Source organism: Bacillus sp. SSR7, from assembly GCF_055902415.1.
Genome location: NZ_JBVVXV010000002.1, coordinates 39439 through 58454, shown reverse-complemented (window position 1 = coordinate 58454; position 19016 = coordinate 39439). Strand labels below are relative to the sequence as shown.

The following is a 19016-nucleotide window of genomic DNA, read 5'->3' as shown; positions in this document are numbered from 1 at the left end:
CACCAATATAGTGAGTCTCTAAAAAACATTTTTATTTCTCAAGATCCGCTAAACGTTGGCGAACTGCTTCGCGTTTTTCTAGGTAATCTTGCTCTTTCGCACGCTCTCCTTCAATAACTGCCGCAGGAGCTTTCGCTACGAAACCTTGGTTTGAAAGTTTCTTCTGTACACGTTCTACTTCTTTATCGAACTTCTCAAGTTCTTTCTCAAGACGCGCTCTCTCTTCATCAAGATTGATAAGATCAGCTAACGGTAAGAATAACTCTGCACCTGTTACGATTGCAGTCATCGCTTTTTCTGGTGCTTGTAAATCCGTTTGAATTGTTAACTCGCTTGGGTTACAGAAACGCTCAATGTAAGAGCTATTTTTCGTAAGCTGAGCAAGTACAGCCTCATCTTTTGCTTTAATTTGCATTTGAACTTTTTTGCTCATTGGCGTATTAACTTCTGCACGGATGTTACGAACAGAACGAATGATATCAACTAGAAGGTGCATTTCTGCTGCAGCTTCTGCATCTTGTAAATCTTCGCGTACTGTTGGCCACGCTGCTACTGTAATAGATTCGCCTTCGTGCGGTAAATGTTGCCAAATCTTCTCTGTTACGAATGGCATGAATGGGTGTAATAGACGCATTGTTTGATCTAATACGTAAGCTAAAATAGAACGAGTTGTTTTCTTAGCTGCTTCATCTTCACCGTATAGAGGAAGTTTCGCCATTTCAATGTACCAGTCACAGAAATCATCCCAGATGAAGTTGTATAATGAGCGACCAGCTTCACCGAACTCATATTTATCCATGTTACGTGTTACGCTTTCGATTGTTTCATTTAAGCGAGTTAAAATCCACTTATCTGCAACTGATTTTTCACCAGTTAAATCGATTTCTTCATATTTCATGTCATCCATGTTCATTAATACGAAACGTGATGCATTCCAAATTTTGTTAATGAAGTTCCAAGTAGATTCTACTTTCTCCATGCTGAAGCGTAAATCTTGACCTGGTGCACTTCCTGTTGATAAGAAGAAACGCATTGCATCTGCACCGTACTTCTCGATAACTTCCATTGGGTCAATACCGTTACCAAGAGATTTACTCATTTTACGTCCTTGCTCATCACGAACTAAACCGTGAATTAATACATCTTTAAATGGACGCTCGCCTGTAAACTCTAACCCTTGGAAAATCATACGAGATACCCAGAAGAAGATGATGTCATAACCAGTTACTAGTGCATCAGTTGAATAGTAACGTTTGAAGTCCGCTGCATCTTCATTTGGCCAACCAAGTGTTGAGAATGGCCATAACGCTGAACTGAACCATGTATCAAGTACGTCGTTATCTTGATTCCAATTTTCAATATCTGCTGGCGCTTCTGTACCTACGTATACTTCACCAGTTTCTTTATGATACCAAGCTGGAATGCGGTGTCCCCACCATAATTGACGAGAAATACACCAGTCGTGAATGTTTTCCATCCAACGTAAATATGTGTTTTCGAAACGATCTGGTACGAACGTTACTTTCTCTTCTTCTTTTTGTTGAAGCGCTACTGCCTTCTCAGCAAGTGGAGCCATTTTTACGAACCATTGTGTTGATAAGTAAGGCTCAACAACTGCACCACTACGCTCACTATGACCTACTGAATGCATATGAGGCTCGATTTCTACTAATACGCCGGCTTCTTGTAAATCTTGTACTAACGCTTTACGGCATTCGAAACGATCCATGCCGTTATACTTACCAGCTTTTTCGTTCATCGATCCATCTTCGTTCATTACTAAGATACGCGGTAAGTCATGACGGTTACCTACTTCAAAGTCATTCGGGTCATGGGCTGGTGTAATTTTTACAACGCCTGTTCCGAAATCTTTTTCTACATACTCATCAGCAATAATTGGAATCTCACGACCCACGATTGGAAGTGTAACTGTTTTTCCGATTAAATGCTTGTAACGATCGTCTTCTGGATGAACCGCTACCGCTGTATCACCAAGCATCGTTTCTGGACGAGTTGTTGCAAGACGAATGTGACCAGAACCATCTGTTAACGGATAGTTCATATGGTAGAATGCACCTTGAACTTCTTTATGAATTACTTCGATATCAGAAAGAGCTGTGCGTGTTGCCGGGTCCCAGTTAATAATATATTCACCGCGGTAAATTAAGCCTTTTTCGTATAATTGAACGAATACTTTATTAACCGCATCAGATAAACCTTCGTCTAATGTGAAACGTTCGCGAGAATAGTCTAGTCCTAAACCAACTTTCCCCCATTGTTGACGAATGTGAGAAGCGTATTCTTCTTTCCATTCCCATGCTTTTTCAAGGAATTTCTCACGGCCAAGATCGTAACGTGAAATACCTTCTTCACGAAGTTTCCCTTCTACTTTCGCTTGTGTTGCGATACCCGCATGGTCCATTCCTGGAAGCCACAATACATCGTAACCTTGCATACGCTTCGTACGAGTTAAAATATCTTGAAGAGTTGTATCCCAAGCATGACCTAGGTGTAACTTACCAGTTACGTTCGGAGGTGGAATTACAATTGTATACGGTTGTTTCTTCTCGTCTCCTGTTGCTTCAAAATATTTGCCTTCTAGCCACCACTGATAAAGGCCTTCTTCAACGGACATATGATCATATTTAGTTGGTAAATTCTTTTCCGTGTTTGACATTATTTTCCCTCCTTAAAATAAAAAATGCCCCTCATCCAAAAAAAGGACGAGGGACATCGCGGTACCACCTTTATTTACAAACAAATTCAGGAATTTGCTTATACTCTTAATTTGATAACGGACAAATCCGTCTTTTCCTAATGAGAACTATTCCGTTCAGAAAAGATGCTCCAGGGCTACCTTCTAACATAACTATCTAGAGAATCTCCCAGCTAATGATTCTCCTCTCTGAAGACGTTTCTTGTTATACTCTTCCCCTTCAAGGCATTTATATGATTGTTAATTATTATATACAATAGTGTAAAAAACGAAACCTTATTCGTCAAGATAAATTTAAGACTACAGCTTTTTGAGTAAAAAAAGAAGATAAGTAGCAGCCTCTACTTATCTTCTTATCCGTTCCCTTGCTGGGCAGCTTGTAATTGCGAAAGGAAATATTCTATATTACTAACGAGCCAATGCGCTTGTTGCAAACTCTTTACTCCGAGAAGTTCATTTTCCTCATTACGCCGCTCTCTTCTTTTCTTATAAGACTGGATTTGCCGAATAAATTGCGATGGATACGTCATATACGCAAACATGAGTAGTTGCTCTTCTTTCGTAAAAGGGAAATTTTTTTGATACATTTGATACCATTCAAACCGATCACTTCGCGCAATTGGATATGTGTTTAACGACCGAGAATAAAACCCTACAATATCTTGCACAGGTGTTGCAAACTTCGATTTTTCTAAACTAATAAAATAGCCATTCCGTTCATAATCAAATAAAAAATGATTAAGCGATACGTTACCATGTACAAAAGTAATACGTGTTTTTTCTTTTTCTTTCATCGCATCGTTCCACTCATTTAATTGCTTCGTTGCAAACTCACGCGCCCTCATTACGTGATGATAGTACGTACAATATTGCAATTCAAACGGAGACATATACCACTTCGCTTCAGATTCTACAAGAAACTCTTCTAACATCTCTCCATCATTTTCCCAGCGATCGGATATATTTGTATAATGTTTTTCTAAATCCTCTTCTGTATACGTTTCTTCTTTTACTGTTTTTTGGTGCAACGTTCCGAGAGTCTGAAACATTTTATGGTATTGATCATTATCCTCGCCGTTCCCTTCCGCACGCTCTAACCAAGGCATTAAATAATAATTATACGTACCATCACTTAAAATATAATTTCCGTCCGTCGCATGGTATATAGGTACATAATTTGAAAAACCTTTCTCCTTCAAATATTGAATATGATGCAAAAAGTTATTCCGCTCTAACTTCCTGCCTTCTATTTTCTTGAGCGCATATGGACCTTGATTCGTATAAATTTTCGTCACACTTCCGTGCTCTTCCATATGCTGCGTATCCAATTTATATTGCCTTACAATGGGTTCATAGCGATTTCGTAATTCCATATCCATACGAATAACCCTTTCTATTCAAAACATAGCCTTTAGAAAAATAAGTGAGTGAAAACACTCACTTATTTCGCTTTTGCTCTTGAAACAGGAATATAAATAATTTGTCCTGTAGTTAAATATATATCTTCTGTTTGATTGACACGGTATAAGTTTTGTACAGATGTTTCATAGCGTTCTGCAACAGATTCGATCGTATCTCCTTCTTGCACAAAATACATTCTTAACTTTGTAAATTCTTCTTCCGGTTCTTTCGTAAATAATTTCGTTAAATAAAGCGCATTTTCATCCCGCTGTGAATACGTTTCCTCTTCTTGTACTTCTTGTTTTTTCGCTTTTTCTTTCTTGAAGTCTTTTCTTCCGAACAATTCAAATTGCGGCGTTGTTTCTTTCTCCTCTTCACGCTCTACAAATTCATGTTCTTCTATTTCCTCTTCTTCTACTTCCTGCTCTTTTCTTTCTTCTAGTTGGAACGGTTCAAATGCGTAATCTTCCCACTCATCTGATTCCTTATAGGCTGGCTCTTCGACTTGTGGCGTTGGTCTAGTTTCATGCTCTTGCGCAGAATCATCCTCTAACTCAGCATACGCCGTTTCTTCCTCTTCATCCTCAATTCTTTCTTCATCACATAAACCTGTAATAGATATATCCGCTAATAATTGTAAGCAACCATTTTCCTTTAGTTCATAATCAAATTCCTCGATAGATACATATAGTTCTTCAATTACTTTCACACGGTTTCTTGGGATTGATATTTCAAGCGGGAAGGAATGAACAAGTTCATTAACCCCATCTTCTCTTGTTTCTACATAATCAATGGACTTCGCTGGCGATAGATCTCTTAATGAATAAGCTGAATCATCTTTTCGTGCAACATACTCTCCCGTTAAATCTAATTGCCCTCTCACAATTACCTCATGATCAAGCTCTTCTATCTCAACGTCTGGATCTAACGAAATTGACAAAAGTTCTTCGACTTCCTGTCCTTTTTGGAACCAAACAGATTCTTTTAATGAAAAACGTAATGAATGATCTGTTGCCACTTCTTTTCCCCCTCCCAAACTATATGTCATTACAGATTTATGTACGGAAAGCTGACTTTATGAATAAAAAAAATCGCTCCCCTTTTGAAGAGCGATTTTCTTTATTCAATTAAGCTTTTAATTTTGACATTGCAATTTCAGCCGCTGCAATTGTCGCCTCAATATCTGCATCACTATGTGCTGTCGATAAGAATAAACCTTCAAATTGGGATGGCGGTAAAAATACACCTTGTTCTACCATTTCACGATAGTAAGCAGCAAAGAACTCTAAGTTTGAAGATTTTGCTGCATCGTAATTAATAACTGGTTCATCTGTAAAGAAGATACCAATCATAGAACCCGCACGATTGATATGATGCGGAATGCCATGTTTTTCAGCCGCTTTACGTAAGCCAGCTTCTAACATTTCAGCTTTACGCTCAAATTCTACATACGATTCTGGCGTTAACTGTACTAACGTTTCATAACCTGCTGCCATTGCTAGTGGGTTACCTGATAAAGTACCTGCTTGATAAATTGGTCCGCTCGGTGCAACTTGGCGCATAATTTCTGCTTTACCACCGTATGCTCCTACCGGTAATCCACCACCGATTACTTTACCTAAACAAGTTAAATCAGGTGTTACACCGTAATAACCTTGTCCACAATTATAAGCAACACGGAATCCTGTCATTACTTCATCAAAAATAAGCAATGCACCATTTTGCTCTGTTACTTCACGAAGACCTTCTAAAAATCCTGGCTGCGGAGGAACAACACCCATATTCCCTGCTACTGGTTCTACAATGACACAAGCAATATCATCACCGAATTGTTCGAAAGCGTATTTCACACTTTCTAAATCGTTATACGCTACTGTAATCGTATTTTTCGCTACACCTTCTGGTACACCAGGGCTATCTGGTAAACCTAGCGTCGCTACACCAGAACCCGCTTTAATTAATAACGAGTCACCATGACCGTGATAACAACCGATAAATTTCAAAATTTTGTTACGCCCTGTATAACCACGAGCTAAACGTAGCGCACTCATTGTCGCTTCTGTTCCAGAGTTAACCATACGCACAATCTCAATTGATGGAACACGCTCAATAACAAGTTTCGCTAATTTATTTTCAATTTCCGTTGGGGCACCGAAGCTCGTACCTCTTTCAGCAACAGCTTTTAAAGCCTCAACAACACGATCATTTGCATGACCATGAATTAAAGGCCCCCATGATAATACGTAATCGATGTATTCATTTCCATCGATATCATATACTTTAGAGCCTTTTCCACGCTCCATAAACAAAGGATTCATACCGACAGACTTAAAGGCACGAACTGGGCTATTTACGCCACCAGGCATTAAATCTTGAGCCTCTTCAAACGCTGCAATCGACTTATCAAACTTTTTCATTATTTAGCGCCTCCTTCTTGTAACCATCTTGCTGCATCTTTCGCATGATACGTAATAATTAAATCTGCTCCTGCGCGTTTCATACTAATTAATTTTTCAAGTACAACTTCTTTTTCATTAATCCAACCATTTTGCGCTGCTGCTTTAATCATTGAATATTCACCGCTTACGTTATAAGCAACGACTGGTAAGTTAAAGTTATTTTTCACATCACGAACGATATCTAAGTAAGAAAGAGCTGGCTTTACAATTAAGAAATCTGCCCCTTCCATTACATCTGATTCAGCTTCACGGAATGCTTCCATACGGTTCGCTGGGTCCATTTGATATGTTTTACGATCACCAAATTGCGGTGCACCGTGCGCAGCATCACGGAATGGTCCGTAAAATGCTGATGAATATTTCACAGCGTACGACATAACTGGTACATGTCCAAAACCATTTTCATCTAATGCGTGGCGAATTGCTGTTACGAATCCGTCCATCATGTTTGATGGCGCAATAATGTCCGCTCCTGCTTTCGCTTGACTTACAGCTGTTTTTGCAAGAACTGCAAGAGACTCGTCATTTAAAATAATACCATCTTCAATTACACCGCAATGACCATGGCTTGTGAATTGACATAAACATGTATCCGCGACTACTACTAGATCAGGGAATTCACCTTTAATTTGCTGAATCGCACGTTGCACAATTCCATGATCACAATATGCTGATGATCCAACTTCATCTTTTTCAGCAGGTAAACCAAATACAATAACAGAACGAATACCTAAATCAACAACTTCTTGCATTTCAGCTTGCAATAAATCTAAAGATATTTGATATACGCCTGGCATAGAAGGCACTTCATTACGAACATTTTCTCCTTCTAATACAAAAATAGGGTAAATAAAATCTTCCGTATGTAAAAACGTTTCACGCACAAGCGCACGCATGCCTCCGCTTTGTCTTAAGCGACGATGACGATTAAATTGTAAAGAGTTCATAGATTTCTATCCCCATTCTTTTATTTTATAGATTCACAAACACATTGTAGTAATGCTTCTACAGTGTACTCTTTCGGCATAATAATATGCGGAAAATAAAGGCTCGCCTCTTTTTCCGTAATAGGCCCTATACAAGCAATTGTACATTTTTTTGTCCATTCTCTCCAGTTTGTCCCCTCAAGTAAACGAACAAAACTCGTAACAGTTGAAGGGCTCGTAAATGTAATAATGTCCACTTTTCCTACTTCTAACGCTTCTATAAGCTCTTGCTTTTTCTCTACATTTTCTTTCGTACCATACACGATAAGCTCATCTAGAGAAACACCCATTTCACGAAGCGCAACTGGAATTACGTCTCTTGCTAAATTCCCTTTCGGAAATAAAATGCATTCGTTTCCACTTAATTTTTTTCCAAACTCTTCTGCAAATACTTCTGCAACAAATGAAGTTGGAACAAAATCCACTTGATAGCCTCGCTTTTCTAACTCTAACTTTGTTTTCACACCTACTGCAGCAATTTTAGTCGTTACAGGTAGCTTCTCTCTCAAACGATCTAGAAAAAAAGCTACCCCATTTTTACTCGTAAAAATAACCCAGTCATACGAATGTAACTGCCCTGCTATATGTTGAATTTGCCTATGAGACATACCTTCCATACGCAAAAGCGGAATTTCCAATGGAATTCCGCTCTTTTCTTTCACCGCTACACTCATTTGTTTTGCTTGATGCTGGGCACGTGTAACCAATACCGTTTTGCCAGCGAGAGCGTTCATACTTATTGTTGCCCCTTATTTGCAGCAAGAATAAGTTCTTTTGCGCCTTGTTTTATTAAACGGTCCGCAGCCTCTAATCCTACTTTCTCTGGATCAGTTCCTACTACTGTCTCTTTCAATAAAACAGAACCGTCCATAGACCCGACAAGAGCTGTTAATTCGATTGCATCGTTTTCTGCAATGGTTGCATATCCTGCGATCGGCACTTGGCATCCACCTTCAAGTTTATGAAGAAATACGCGTTCTGCTGCCACTGTTTTTTCTGTTACTGCGTCATTCATATGCGCTAGCAACTGCAGTAAATCTTTATCATCCTCACGACACTCAATCGCTAATGCACCTTGTCCTACAGCAGGTACACATAACGTCTCATCTAAATGTTCTGTAATAACTTCATTATCCCAGCCCATTCTTTGTAATCCTGCTGTCGCTAAAATAATTGCATCATAATCTTCTTCTTTTAATTTGCGTAAACGTGTATCGATATTTCCACGAATCCACTTCACTTGTAAGTCTGGTCTCGCAGCGAGTAGCTGTGCACTACGTCTTAAACTACTCGTACCTAAAATAGCGCCTTCTGCTAACTCTTTAAACGACGCTCCGTTTTTTGAGATAAAAGCATCACGAGGGTCAACACGCTTTGGTGTACAACCGATCATTAATCCTTCTGGAAGTACAGCCGGCATATCTTTCATACTATGTACAGCCATATCAATTCCTTTCGTAAGTAGCGCATGTTCAATCTCTTTCACAAACAAGCCTTTGCCACCTACTTTTGAAAGAGTAACATCTAAAATAACATCGCCTTTTGTGACGATTTCTTTCACTTCAAATTCATATGGTAAACCTAGCGCTTTTAACTGATCAATAAACCAGTTTGTTTGCGTTAATGCTAATTTACTCTTTCGTGACCCTACAATAATTTTGCGCATAATTTTCTCTCCTCATTATAAATACCAAAAGTGGAAGTTGGATAAACTGCTTAATAGAAAAATATTAATTAGCATTACGAGAAATGCCCCGATGTTCCACTGCACAATTTTCTTCCCTTGTAACACATCTGCCGCTCGTAAATATAGGCCAGCACAATATACAAATAGAACGACAAAAGACCCAATTACTTTCGTATCATACCAATGGAAATTGTCCAATTTTGTATATCCCCATATGCATCCTAATAAAATAGCTAGTAAGAAAAATGGAACAGAAAATAAATTTAATCCGTAAGACATCGATTCTAGCTTCGGTAAATTCCCTAACCTTCTTAATCTCGCATTCCATTTTTTCTTTTTTAATAGGCGATATTGCAATAAATACATAATAGAAAAAATGAACGATACAGTAAAAGTTGCATAAGAAATAATAGCCATACCGACATGTACGTATACGAGCTCCGAAACTAATTGCTCTGCAAGTACCGGCGACATCTTTCCAAGCGGCGTAAAAATAGAAAAAGCGCTTACGCCAAATGCAACAACATTTGTAAAAAAGACTAAAAAATCGATTCTCATAAATCGATTAATGACTAACGACATCGTAATCAATAGCCAAACATAAAAATAAATCCCTGATAATAAAGTTAAAAGAGGGTTCGTTTCTGAATCTGTAGCTCTAAGCAACATAAAAATAGAATGCAGAACCCATACAATCGAAAGTAACCAAAAAGCAAATCGGTTCGCCTTTCGGTTACTTTGGAAATAATCTATAAAATATAAACTAATGCTACAAGCATATAAAATAATTGCAATATGATAAATAATACTGTTATTTAAAAAACTCATCCGATCATCCTTCCAAATTATAAAGATGGAACGGATGGTGTCCACGCTCTTTTATGTTCTACTTCTTCCGCACGACTCTCTACGTCTTCCATTTCTAAATCGAAAATCTTTGCAAATAACGCTAATTTTTCGTCTGCTCCCTCTTCAGCAGCTATTTCTTTCGCTACTAAAATTGGGTCTTTTAATAATTGATTAATAATACTTTTCGTATGCTTACTAATTACTTTTCTCTCACGATCACTAAGATTTGGTATTTTTCGTTCCAGACTTTCCATCGTTTCACTTTGAATAGCCAGTGCTTTATCACGAAGAGCTGATATTAACGGAACGACACCAAGTGTACTTAACCACGTTTTAAATAAAACAATTTCCTCTTCAATCATAAATTGAATTTTCTCTGCTTCTTTCAAACGCTCAGCACGGTTCGCTTCTACTACTCCTTGCAAATCATCAATGTCATACAAGAAAGAACCTTCTAGCTCATCGATTGCTGGATCAATATCACGCGGCACTGCAATATCAACCATAAATAATGGGCGACCAGAGCGCATTTTCTCTACCTTTGTCATCATCTCTTTCGTAATGACATAATCCGATGCACCAGTTGAACTAATTAAAATATCAGCTTCTAATAATGCACACTGTAATTCACTTAAAGGTTTTGCATGTCCCATATATTTCTCAGCCATTATTTCTGCTTTTGAAAGCGTTCTATTCATGACTGTTACTTTACGAGCACCACTTCCATATAAGTTTTGCAGTGCAAGTTCACCCATTTTACCCGCACCAAGAATAAGCACGTGACAATCTGTTAACTCGCCGAATATTTTTTTCCCTAGCTCCACAGCAGCATAACTAACAGACATCGCACTTTCACCAATTGTCGTTTCTGAGTGAGCACGTTTCGCTAATGTAATGACTTGCTTAAACAATTCATTAAAAATTGTCCCTGTTGCTTTTACTTGCTGTGCTTCTAAAAAGCTATCTTTTATTTGACCTAAAATTTGCGTCTCTCCAACTACCATAGAATCTAAACCGCACGTTACGCGGAATAAATGATCTATTGCACCATCTTGTTCAAAAATAGTTAAATATGGTGCGACTTCTTCTATTTCAAGCTGAAACCAATCAGCTAAAAACTTCTTAATATAATACCGTCCCGTGTGTAATTGATCGACAACAGCATAAATCTCAGTGCGATTACAAGTTGATACAATGACATTCTCTAACACGCTCTTTTGATTTTGTAATGTCGTCATTGCTCGCTCTAGCTCTGCTGCCTGAAATGTGAGTTTCTCACGAAATTCTACAGGGGCTGTTCGATAATTTACACTAACAACAAGAATATGCACGCAGCATGTCCCCCTTCACCCGTTTTATCACTTTATCTACTATCATAATACAACTTTCCTCTTATGAATCTGACAATCGTGTGAACAACCGATTATTTTTTTATTTATTCTCCGTATGTAAGAAAGGAGATTCAGTAAAACGAATAAAAATTTTCTACTTTATAATGATTATAAATTAATAACTCTATTTGTACGTTACCAAAAAAAGCCCTCATAATCAAGTGATGGAAACTATTCCATATGAATTATAACATCATCTTTCCTATCTTCTTTCATCATGAAGGAAAATATGTATGATTGTTCCAAATTGTAGCACGAACTTTCTCAATACAATGTATTTGACATTGTATTTCTTTTTCGTTATATTGGTTTTACAAAATTAAATTGTTCACAACTTAATAAGAAAGGAGTTATGTATGGTAGATAATTCTTTACATCTAGATAACCAACTTTGTTTTTCTATTTACGCCTGTTCTAGAGAGGTTACACGCTTTTACCGACCGTATTTAGAAGAAATGGGCATTACGTATCCACAGTACATTACTTTACTCGTACTATGGGAGCAAGATGGACTTACAGTAAAAGAAATTGGAGAACGTCTATTTTTAGATTCCGGTACGTTAACACCTATGTTAAAACGAATGGAATCATTAAACCTTGTAAAACGCGTTCGTTCCAAAGAAGATGAGCGAAAAGTGTGTATTGAATTAACAGAACAAGGAAAAGATTTACAAGATAAGGCTTGTTCATTGCCGACAACGATGGCAACAAATTTAGGAATTACAGAACAAGAATATCGTTCTTTATTAATTCAATTAAATAAACTAATTGAAACAATGAAAACAATTAATGATAGAAAAGGGGAATAAACATGGATAAATTATATACTGCTTCAGTAACTGCTACAGGTGGAAGAAATGGAAAAGTAGTATCAGATGATGGCATATTAAATCTTGATGTAAAAATGCCGAAAGCACTAGGTGGTGCAGGCGGAGAGGCAACAAATCCAGAACAACTATTTGCTGCTGGTTATGCCGCTTGTTTCGATAGTGCATTACAACTTGTTATTCGTACAAAACGTGTGAAAGTAGAAAGTACAGAAGTAACTGCTCACGTTTCTATCGGAAAAGATACAGATGGTGGTTTCGGCCTATCTGCTGTACTTGATGTACATGTCGCTGGCGTTTCACATAGCGAAGCACAAGAACTTGTAGAAGCCGCTCACGGTGTATGTCCTTACTCTAAAGCAACACGAGGAAATATTGAAGTTACATTAAACGTACGCTAAAAGTGTATAAAGAAAAAAAACGCGCGACATTCGTCACGCGTTTTTTGTTTTTGTCATTTTATGAATTGCTTTCCACGCTTCTTCTTTTCCAAGTCCTGTTTCAGAAGAGAATAGAACAATTTCATCGCCAATTTCAACAGCAAGTGTTTCTTTTACAACTTTTAAATGTTTTTGCCATTTCCCTTTCGGAATTTTATCAGCTTTCGTCGCAATAATAATGGTTGGAATTTCATAATGCTTTAAGAAATCATACATCATCACGTCATCGCTTGTTGGTTTGTGACGTAGATCAACTACTAATACCGCTGCGTCTAATTGCTCACGTGTTGTAAAGTACGTTTCAATCATCTTGCCCCATGCTGCGCGCTCTGATTTAGATACTTTCGCATATCCATAACCTGGAACGTCAACAAAATGCATCATCTCATTGATTAAGAAAAAGTTCAACGTTTGCGTTTTTCCTGGCTTAGAAGAAATACGTACTAACTTTTTACGATTTAAAATTTTATTAATAAAGGAAGACTTCCCGACATTTGAACGACCTGCTAATGCAATTTCTGGTAAATCACTGTCTGGATATTGTTCTGGTTTCACAGCACTAATTACAATATCTGCTTTTGTTACTTTCATTGTTTCACTCCTACTAATGCGTGCTCCAATACTTCATCTAAATGAGATGCAAGCACAAACGTAAGATTTTCTTTTACGCTTTCTGGAATATCATCTAAATCTTTCTCATTTTCCGCTGGTAAAATAATTTTAGTTAAACCTGCGCGGTGAGCACTTAATGTTTTTTCTTTTAAACCACCAATTGGTAATACACGGCCACGAAGTGTAATTTCACCTGTCATACCCACTTCTTTACTTACAGGAATACCTGTTAGTGCAGAAATAAGTGCCGTTGCCATCGTAATACCTGCTGACGGTCCATCCTTTGGAACTGCTCCTTCTGGAACATGAATATGAATATCATTTTTCTCATGGAAATTCGGGTCAATTTGAAGTTCTTCTGCACGAGAACGAATATAACTAAACGCTGCTTGTGCGGATTCTTTCATAACATCCCCAAGTTTCCCTGTTAAAATTAATTTCCCTTTACCTGGCGCTACAGAAACTTCAATTGCAAGCGTATCCCCACCTGCTGCTGTATACGCTAAACCTGTCGCCATACCAACTTGGTCTGTTTTCTCGGCTTGCCCATAACGGAATATGTGCTTACCAAGTAAATCAACAACATTTTTCTCTGTTACTACAATACGCTTGCGTTCTGCTGTAACGATAATTTTTGCTGCTTTACGACAAACTTTTGCAATTTGGCGCTCTAGCGTACGAACACCAGCCTCACGTGTATAATAGCGAATCATTTCAAGAAGCGCTTCATCACGTACTTGTAAATTACCTTTTCGTAAGCCATGCTCTTTTAATTGTTTCGGCAATAAATGTTCGCGAGCAATGTGAACTTTTTCAAGTTCTGTATAGCCAGCAATCGAAATAATTTCCATACGATCAAGCAATGGGCCTGGAATACTTGAAAGTGTATTTGCAGTTGCTACAAACATAACCTTGGATAAATCATATGGTTCTTCAATGTAATGATCACTGAAGTTATGGTTTTGCTCTGGATCTAACACTTCAAGTAATGCTGCTGATGGATCTCCACGGAAATCGTTAGACATTTTATCAATCTCATCTAATAAGAAGACTGGATTAACTGATTTCGCCTTTTTCATACCTTGAATAATGCGCCCTGGCATTGCTCCAACATACGTACGGCGGTGACCACGAATTTCAGATTCATCACGTACACCACCAAGGGATACACGGACAAAATTACGATTTAATGATGTTGCAATGGAACGCGCTAACGAAGTTTTTCCGACCCCAGGAGGTCCTACTAAACAAAGGATAGGTCCTTTTAATGAATTTGTTAACTTCTGTACCGCTAAATATTCAAGTACGCGCTCTTTCACTTTCTCAAGACCGTAATGATCTTTGTTTAAAATCTCTTCCGAATGAGCAAGATCAATCATATCTTCTGTTGCTTCTGTCCACGGAAGTGCTAATAACCAATCGATATAATTTCGAATTACACCGCTCTCCGCAGAACTTGCTGGTAACTTTTCATAACGATCTAATTCTTTCAGTGCAGCCTTCATTGTTTCTTCAGGCATTCCTGACTGTTCAATTTTCTCACGAAGTTCTTCAACTTCCCCGCCCTTGCCTTCTTTATCGCCAAGTTCAGTTTGAATCGCCTTCATTTGCTCACGTAAGAAATATTCTTTTTGCGTGCGCTCCATTGAACGTTTCACTTTTTGTCCAATTTTCTTTTCTAAACTAAGTAATTCTTGTTCATCTTGAATAATTGAAATAAGTGTATGTAATCGTTCTTTCACAGATATGATTTCTAAAATCTCTTGTTTCTGCTTCGTTTTAATTGGCAAGTGAGAAGCAATTAAATCCGCTAATCTTCCTGGCTCTTCTACATCAGCTACTGTTGCAAATGTTTCATTTGAAACTTTTTTCGAAACTTTAATATATTGCTCGAAATGCTCCAGTAATGTACGCATAAGAGCTTTCTCTTCTAAATCAGCTTCCACTTCTTCCGTTATCGTTTTAATAGAAACCTGCACTACATTTTCTTCTTCGATAAACTCTACTACTTCTGCTCTATGTAAACCTTCTACAAGGACACGAAGCGTACCGTTAGGCAATTTTAACATTTGCTTCACTTTCGCCACTGTACCTACACTATATATGTCATCTTCTTTCGGATCATCGATATTCATTTCTTTTTGCATTGCTAAAAAGATAATATTTTCATCCATTGCCGCCTGCTCTAGTGCTTGTATCGATTTATCACGTCCTACATCAAGATGCAGAACCATCGTTGGATATACGAGAACGCCTCTTAATGGTAGGAGGGGCACGATTCTTTCATTCGTATTCATACTAGACATAGCACCTCCATAATAAATTAAACTCCTGTTCAACTATTTTATATTACAATACATCTAGATGCAATTGCAGAGATTCTCTGCAACTGTAAATCCCTCTTTTTTCTCCCTTATAAAAAGAAAAAAGACTCCGCTTAAGCATACAAACTTAAACGAAGTCTGGCAAATACTATTATCGTTCATTCTCACATTGATTGTGCATCTGTTTCGTCTATCGTAGTATGTACATCAAGCTCTCGATGTATATTTTCCTGTATAAACGTTAGCTCAAATACTTCCTTCAACTTCCGAACAGGAATAATTTCAATCCCTTTTATTGTATACAAAAATGGTTGCATGTTTTCAGCAGGAATGATAACTTTCTTAGCTCCTGCCTTTTTCGCAGCTTTTATTTTTGCGTACACACCACCGATAGGTTTCACTTCCCCGTGTATACTTATCTCACCAGTCATCGCTACTTCATTATTCACATACGTATGATGCACTGCTGAATACACGCCTGTTGCCATAGCAATTCCCGCCGAAGGCCCATCAATCGGGATACCGCCTGGAAAATTAATATGTATATCGTACCCTTCTGGCAACACATCTAGAGATCGAAGTACGGTTAATACATTATCTACAGAACCTTTCGCCATACTTTTACGGCGAATTGATTTCGTTTGACTACCAATACTTTCTTCTTCAACAATTCCGGTAACATTTACCGATCCTTTATCTTTCGCCTTGATTGCCGTTACTTCAATTTCTAATAATGCACCTGTATTTGGTCCGTATACAGCAAGTCCATTTACAAGACCGATTCTCGGAATAGGATAAATATGTTTTTCATACTTCGGTGTGAGCTGACTAGAGTGCACAACCCACTCTATATCTTCATCTTTAATGAAAGGACGTTCTTCATTTATTGCCATTCCAGCAGAAATTTGTACAAGATTAATCGCTTCTCGTCCATTTCTCGCATACATCCCAATCATTTCAATACCATTTTCACCGATTTGCATTTCCACTTTGTCAGCCGCATTCTTCGCTACTTTTTGAATTTCTTCTGTATCTAACTCACGGAAGAACACTTCTAAACAGCGCGACCGAATAGCAGGAGGGATCTCCTCTGGCGAGCGTGTCGTCGCCCCAACTAAACGAAAATCGGCTGGTAAACCTTTTTGAAAAATGTCATGTATATACGTTGGGATCATCGTATTCTCTTCACTATAATATGCACTTTCCAAAAACACTTTCCGATCTTCTAGTACTTTTAACATTTTGTTCATTTGAATCGGATGTAGTTCACCTATCTCATCAATAAACAAAATACCACCGTGAGCATCTGTTACCGCACCTTTTTTCGGTTGTGGAATACCTGCTTGCCCCATCGCACCAGCACCTTGATAAATTGGATCATGCACCGAACCGATTAAAGGATCTGCAATACCACGTTCATCAAATCGAGCTGTCGTCGCATCCAGTTCAATAAATGTTGCATTTGTACGAAATGGAGATTTTGGATTCCGTTTCGCTTCTTCTAATACAAGACGTGCTGCCGCTGTCTTTCCGACACCTGGCGGACCATATATAATCACATGTTGCGGGTTCGGACCACAAAGAGCCGCTTTTAACGACTTAATCCCGTCCTCTTGCCCTACAATATCTAAAAAGGATGTAGGACGCACCTTTTCCGCAAGCGGCTCTGTTAAAGAAATCTCGCGCATTTTACGAAGCTGTTCTAATTCTTTTTTTGATTCTCGATCAATTGAAACTTTTTGTGTTCGCTGATTTCGAAGTAAATGCCAAAAATACAATCCGACAATTACACCAAAAACAAGTTGAACAAGTAAAAATATATTTGTCCAGCTCATCATTTATTTCCTCCCGCAATGTTTTATCTCTTAGTATTTCCGCGGAGGAACATAGCTAAACATAAAGAAAAACAGCAATTATAAAAATTGCTGTTTCTCTTTCGCATTATGCAGATGTTTTTGTATCAAGTACAGTACCGTCTTGTAACACCAATTTTGGCGGTGCATTATCAGCTACTGTTTCTTTTGTAAGAACACACTTCTCGATATCTTTACGAGATGGAAGTTCGAACATTACATCCAGCATTAAGCCTTCAATAATAGAACGAAGTCCGCGAGCACCTGTTTTACGTTCAATTGCTTTTTTCGCAATTTCAATTAGTGCGCCTTCTTCAAACTCTAACTCAACATCGTCAAGCTCCAATAATTTTTGGAATTGCTTAACAAGTGCATTTTTCGGTTTCGTTAAAATATCAACAAGAGCATCTTCATCAAGCGGCTCTAGGTTTGCAATAACTGGAAGACGACCGATAAACTCTGGAATTAAACCAAATCTTAAAAGGTCCTCTGGTAATACGTGAGATAAAACATGCTTCTCATTTACATCAGCATTTTTCTTCTCAGAACCAAATCCAATTACTTTTTCACCAAGACGGCGTTTAATAATTGGCTCGATGCCATCAAACGCTCCACCACAGATGAATAAGATATTCGTTGTATCAATTTGAATAAACTCTTGGTGCGGATGCTTACGACCACCTTGAGGTGGAACGCTTGCTACAGTACCTTCTAAAATTTTCAGAAGTGCCTGCTGCACACCTTCACCAGATACATCACGTGTAATTGATGGATTTTCGGACTTACGTGCCACTTTATCAATCTCATCAATATAAATGATTCCTTTTTCCGCTTTCTCTACATCATAATCAGCTGCTTGGATTAATTTTAGTAAGATGTTTTCTACATCTTCCCCAACGTATCCAGCTTCAGTTAAAGATGTCGCGTCCGCGATTGCAAATGGAACATTTAAAATACGCGCTAACGTTTGTGCCAGTAATGTTTTACCACTACCTGTTGGCCCGATAAGTGCGATATTACTCTTCGCTAATTCTACATCATCAATTTTGCTGTTAGAATTAATGCGTTTGTAATGGTTATATACCGCTACCGCTAGTGCTTTTTTCGCGTTATCTTGTCCGATGACATACTCATCTAAGATTTCACGAATTTCTACCGGTTTCGGTACATCTTTGAATTCTACTTCTTCGTCTTTCGCAAGCTCCTCTTGTACAATTTCAGTACAAAGCTCGATACACTCGTCACAAATGTAAACACCTGGACCTGCAACTAATTTTCGAACTTGCGTTTGTGTTTTACCACAGAAAGAACATTTTAATTGCCCTTTTTCATCATTAAATTTAAACATATTTTCACACCCCTTACAAAGTGCTAACCTCTTGCCTTCGTATGTACACGATAAATGTATCGTATGTAAATACATATTATGTCACTACGTGGCGAGAAATACAAATAATATGACTAGTTATGT

The 19016-nt window shown here is 38.0% G+C and carries 15 protein-coding genes and 1 other annotated feature; of the genes, 2 read left to right on the top strand and 13 right to left on the bottom strand.

Going from position 1 to position 19016, the window contains the following annotated elements:
• Window positions 1-31 precede the first annotated feature (31 nt).
• The 9 genes from AC0NJG_RS04280 to hemA all read right to left on the bottom strand — a co-directional run bounded on the left by AC0NJG_RS04280 (window position 32) and on the right by hemA (window position 11429).
• Window positions 32-2677 carry a valine--tRNA ligase gene (locus tag AC0NJG_RS04280; protein WP_088326776.1) on the bottom strand — a complete coding sequence of 882 codons (2646 nt, stop codon included), beginning with the start codon at window positions 2675-2677 and terminating at the stop codon, window positions 32-34.
• Between the two features lie 39 nt (window positions 2678-2716).
• Window positions 2717-2949 (bottom strand) — a binding site (T-box leader).
• Window positions 2950-3069: 120 nt separating this feature from the next.
• Window positions 3070-4095: a spore coat protein YsxE gene (ysxE, locus tag AC0NJG_RS04275; protein WP_087954191.1), complete on the bottom strand. Its 1026-nt coding sequence runs from the start codon at window positions 4093-4095 to the stop codon at window positions 3070-3072.
• Window positions 4096-4157: 62 nt separating this feature from the next.
• Entirely contained in the window at window positions 4158-5135 is a 978-nt protein-coding gene (gene spoVID / locus AC0NJG_RS04270) for a stage VI sporulation protein D (RefSeq protein WP_087954190.1), read from the bottom strand.
• Between the two features lie 109 nt (window positions 5136-5244).
• Complete coding sequence (gene hemL / locus AC0NJG_RS04265) at window positions 5245-6534, bottom strand: glutamate-1-semialdehyde 2,1-aminomutase (RefSeq protein ID WP_000712928.1); 1290 nt, start codon at window positions 6532-6534, stop codon at window positions 5245-5247.
• The gene (hemB, locus tag AC0NJG_RS04260; protein ID WP_001087058.1) at window positions 6534-7523 is read right to left on the bottom strand and encodes a porphobilinogen synthase; all 990 of its coding nucleotides are present in this window, start codon (window positions 7521-7523) and stop codon (window positions 6534-6536) included. Before hemB ends, hemL begins: the two co-directional genes overlap by 1 nt.
• Before the next feature lie 20 nt (window positions 7524-7543).
• Window positions 7544-8296: a uroporphyrinogen-III synthase gene (gene hemD / locus AC0NJG_RS04255; RefSeq protein WP_087954189.1), complete on the bottom strand. Its 753-nt coding sequence runs from the start codon at window positions 8294-8296 to the stop codon at window positions 7544-7546.
• Between the two features lie 2 nt (window positions 8297-8298).
• Window positions 8299-9228, bottom strand: coding sequence for a hydroxymethylbilane synthase (gene hemC, locus AC0NJG_RS04250; RefSeq protein ID WP_087954188.1), 930 nt, complete (start codon window positions 9226-9228; stop codon window positions 8299-8301).
• Between the two features lie 15 nt (window positions 9229-9243).
• A complete protein-coding gene (locus AC0NJG_RS04245; protein WP_000008996.1) occupies window positions 9244-10077 on the bottom strand; it encodes a cytochrome C assembly family protein in 834 nt (277 codons plus the stop codon).
• Between the two features lie 17 nt (window positions 10078-10094).
• The gene (gene hemA, locus AC0NJG_RS04240; protein ID WP_000547859.1) at window positions 10095-11429 is read right to left on the bottom strand and encodes a glutamyl-tRNA reductase; all 1335 of its coding nucleotides are present in this window, start codon (window positions 11427-11429) and stop codon (window positions 10095-10097) included.
• Between the two features lie 416 nt (window positions 11430-11845).
• Between hemA and AC0NJG_RS04235 the strand changes: the two genes are divergently transcribed.
• Together AC0NJG_RS04235 and AC0NJG_RS04230 are read left to right on the top strand one after the other, a co-directional pair.
• Window positions 11846-12298: a MarR family winged helix-turn-helix transcriptional regulator gene (locus AC0NJG_RS04235; RefSeq protein WP_000228198.1), complete on the top strand. Its 453-nt coding sequence runs from the start codon at window positions 11846-11848 to the stop codon at window positions 12296-12298.
• 2 nt (window positions 12299-12300) lie between these two features.
• The gene (locus AC0NJG_RS04230; protein ID WP_000359781.1) at window positions 12301-12717 is read left to right on the top strand and encodes an organic hydroperoxide resistance protein; all 417 of its coding nucleotides are present in this window, start codon (window positions 12301-12303) and stop codon (window positions 12715-12717) included.
• A gap of 33 nt (window positions 12718-12750) precedes the next feature.
• Here AC0NJG_RS04230 and ysxC read toward each other — a convergent pair whose 3' ends face one another.
• The 4 genes from ysxC to clpX form a co-directional block, all read right to left on the bottom strand.
• Entirely contained in the window at window positions 12751-13347 is a 597-nt protein-coding gene (ysxC, locus tag AC0NJG_RS04225; RefSeq protein WP_048531469.1) for a ribosome biogenesis GTP-binding protein YsxC, read from the bottom strand.
• Window positions 13344-15674, bottom strand: coding sequence for an endopeptidase La (lon, locus tag AC0NJG_RS04220; RefSeq protein WP_048551020.1), 2331 nt, complete (start codon window positions 15672-15674; stop codon window positions 13344-13346). The genes ysxC and lon overlap by 4 nt, the downstream gene beginning before the upstream one ends.
• Before the next feature lie 182 nt (window positions 15675-15856).
• Window positions 15857-17527, bottom strand: a complete 1671-nt coding sequence (gene lonB, locus AC0NJG_RS04215; RefSeq protein WP_140168597.1) for an ATP-dependent protease LonB — start codon at window positions 17525-17527, stop codon at window positions 15857-15859.
• 106 nt (window positions 17528-17633) lie between these two features.
• A complete protein-coding gene (gene clpX, locus AC0NJG_RS04210) occupies window positions 17634-18893 on the bottom strand; it encodes an ATP-dependent protease ATP-binding subunit ClpX (protein WP_000472281.1) in 1260 nt (419 codons plus the stop codon).
• Window positions 18894-19016: the final 123 nt, after the last annotated feature.